This is a genomic window from Planomonospora algeriensis, assembly GCF_977012225.1.
In genome coordinates this window covers 1-2,930 of sequence record NZ_CDRNDK010000635.1, presented here as the reverse complement: position 1 = coordinate 2,930, position 2,930 = coordinate 1, and the positions used below count along the sequence as shown (strand labels likewise).

Here is a 2,930-nt window from a genome sequence, read left to right as displayed (position 1 = left end):
CCGCCGACGCCCGGCGGCCGTCGCGGCAGAGACGCCCTCGCCGGCCGCGCCGGCCACCGCGGAGCGGGCGCCGCTGGTGCCGGTGGAGAGGGCGAAGAAGGTCTACGTGGTCCAGCCGCCGCACGGGCGGCACCACGAGAGCCTGTGGGAGATCGCCGAGAAGTGCCTCGGGGACGGGCGCCGCTACCCGGAGGTCTACCGGCTCAACCAGCACAAGGAGCAGCCCGACGGGAGCCGGCTGCGCATCGCGGACCTGATCAGGCCGGGCTGGGTGCTCGACATGCCGGACGACGCGCGCAACGTCCACATCGTGCCCGCCGACCAGCCCCGCCCCGCCACCCTCGGTGACCATCCGGGCAAGCCCGCCGAACTCGACGGCCGGACCCGTTACGTCGTCCCGGGCGGGACCGGCCTCCCGGAGGAGGCGCCCGCCGAGTCGCGGGAGCGGCCGGCCGTACGGCCTGAGCCGGTTCCGGAGCGGGCCGATCCGTCCGCGGGGGACGACCGGGCCGCCGCGGATCCGGAGGCGGAGGGCTCCGAACGCTCCCCGAGGTCCGCGGACTCCACGGGTTCCCGGGGGCCTGCGGACTCCGCGGACTCCACGGGTTCCGCGGTCGCCTCGGACACCGGCCGCCCCGGACGCGACACCGGCGACTCCGGTGACTCCGCCGACCCGGGCGACTCCGGCCCGGGCATGCTCGATTACCTGGCCGGGGCCTCGCTGGCCGCGGCCGGACTGCTGGCGGCGCTCGGGCGCAGGCGCAGGGAGCAGCTCTGGCACCGGGCGTTCGGACGCCGGATCGTCCGGCCCCGGGACGACGCGGCCCAGGCGGAGCTCGCGCTCAGGCTCGGCGCGGACGCCCCCGGGAGCCGGATGCTGGACATCGGGCTGCGGCTGCTCGGCCGGTCCCTGGCGGCGGCCGGGCGGGTCCCGCCGACGATCTACGCCGCGCACCTGTCCCCGCGCCACCTCGACCTGTGGATCCACCCGCCGGACGCGGACGCCCCCGCGCCGTGGGCCGCCCACGACGGGGGCCAGGTCTGGCGGCTGCCCGCCCACGAGGGCCGGATGCTGGACGAGGCGGCACTGGCCGACGCGCCCGCGCCGTACCCCGGACTGGTCTCCCTGGGCGGGGACGGCGAGGGCCGGGTGCTCGTCGACCTGGAGGCCGCCCACGGCCTGATCGCCGTCCGGGGCGCGCAGACCACCGCGGCCCTGGCCGCGCTCGCCGTGGAACTGGCCACCAACCGCTGGTCGGACCGGATGCGCGTCACGCTCGTGGGTTTCGGCGAGGAGCTGACCGTCATCGCGCCCGAGCGGATCAGGTGCGCGAGCAGCCTGGAGGAGGTCCTGCCGGAGCTGGAGGCCGAGGCCCGGTCGGCGGCCGACCGGGGGCACGGCGCCGAGGTGCTCACCGGGCGGATCCACGGTCGCGCCGGCGACCCCGTCTGGTCGCCGCACTACCTGCTCTCGGCGATCCCCCCGAGCGCCGAGGAGGCCCGCAGGCTGGCGATGCTGGCCCGCACGGGCGCCCGGACGGCCGCCGGGTACGTCATCGCCGGAGACGTCCCGCACGCCACGTGGAACTGGGAGATCGACGGGGACGGCCGGATCCGGGTGGACGCGCTCGGCTTCGAGGTGGCCGCGCAGCTACTGCCCCACCGCCAGTACCGGGCCCTGGTCGAGCTGTTCTCGACCGCCCGGCGGCTGGAGGGCGAGCCCGTGGACGACGAGGCAGGGCCCGTCACCGCGACCCCGTCGGTGGAGGTGCGCATCCTCGGCCCGATCGAGATCGCGGGCCCGCCGCCGATGGAGGAGGGCCGCGCCGGGCTCGCCGTCGAGATGGTCGTCTACCTGGCGACCCATCCGGGCGGCGTGCACCCGGTCGTGCTCGGCGGGGTGCTGTGGCCGCGCGGTGTGCAGGCCGTGGTCAGGGACGCCACCATCGCCCGCGTCGCCGCCTGGCTGGGCGCCGACTCCGAGGGCAGGCCCAACCTGTACGCCGACGAGTCCGGGCGGCTGCGCCTGGGCCCCGAGGTGCGCACCGACTGGATGCTCTTCCGCGAGCTGGTCCGTCGGTCCCACGCGGACGCCGCGGCGCGTGCCGTACTGCTGGAGCAGGCGCTGGGCCTGGTCCGCGGTCCGCTGCTGAACGGCCGCCCGCGCGGCCGCTACGCGTGGCTGGCCGCCGACGACCTGGAGTACGACGTGGCGGCGGGCGTCGCCGACGCGGCGCACCGGTCGTGCGAGGTGTGGCTGGCCGCAGGCGAACCCGGCCGGGCGGTGGCCGCGGTGCGGGCCGGGCTGTTGCTGGCCGCCGATGACGAAGGGCTCTGGCGGGACCTGCTCCGGGCGACCCACCGGACCGGTGACCCCGCCCGGCTGCGAGCCGTGGCCGACGCCCTGCACCGGCGGGCCGCGTCCCACCCCTACGGGGGCGGGATGGCCCCGGAGACCGAGGCCCTCATCGACGAGCTGCTGCCCGCGTGGCGGATGAGTTCGGCGCCGTCGGCATGAGCGGGGCGCCGCGGCCGGAGGGCCGGACGGATGAGGTCCTCCGGGCCGCCCGCGTGGTCGGGACCGCCCGTGCGGTCCGGGCCGCCCGTGTGATCCAGGGGAGAAGGAAGGGGAGAATCATGCCGATCCGTGCATACCGGTGGTTGCGCGCGGCGGGCGCTTCTAGCGTGATCGGTGTGGGTACGGTGACCGCTCTGGCGCTGGCCGGCCTGACGGGCTGCTCCTCGCCGTCCGCCCAGCCGTTCGTCCCGATCGACCTGCCGGCGGACACGTCCGGCGCGCCCGGCCGGGACGGCGCGGCCACCGTACCCCCGGCACCCCGGCGACGACTCCGGCGACCGGTTCCACCCCGAGCCACGGCCTCGGCGCGCGCCCGGGACGGAGACGGTCGGCCGCGCCGGGGTGCTGCTGG

The 2,930-nt window shown here is 77.5% G+C and carries 2 protein-coding genes; both read left to right on the top strand.

Annotation, left to right across the window (positions count from 1 at the left end; genetic code table 11):
• Nucleotides 1-2,518: hypothetical protein (locus tag ACWJ6R_RS33725; protein WP_449066100.1), on the top strand; the 2,518-nt coding region annotated here is incomplete at its 5' end.
• 176 nt (nt 2,519-2,694) lie between these two features.
• Nucleotides 2,695-2,930, top strand: a 236-nt coding sequence (locus tag ACWJ6R_RS33720) for a hypothetical protein (RefSeq protein WP_449066099.1), incomplete at its 3' end; no start/stop codon positions are given.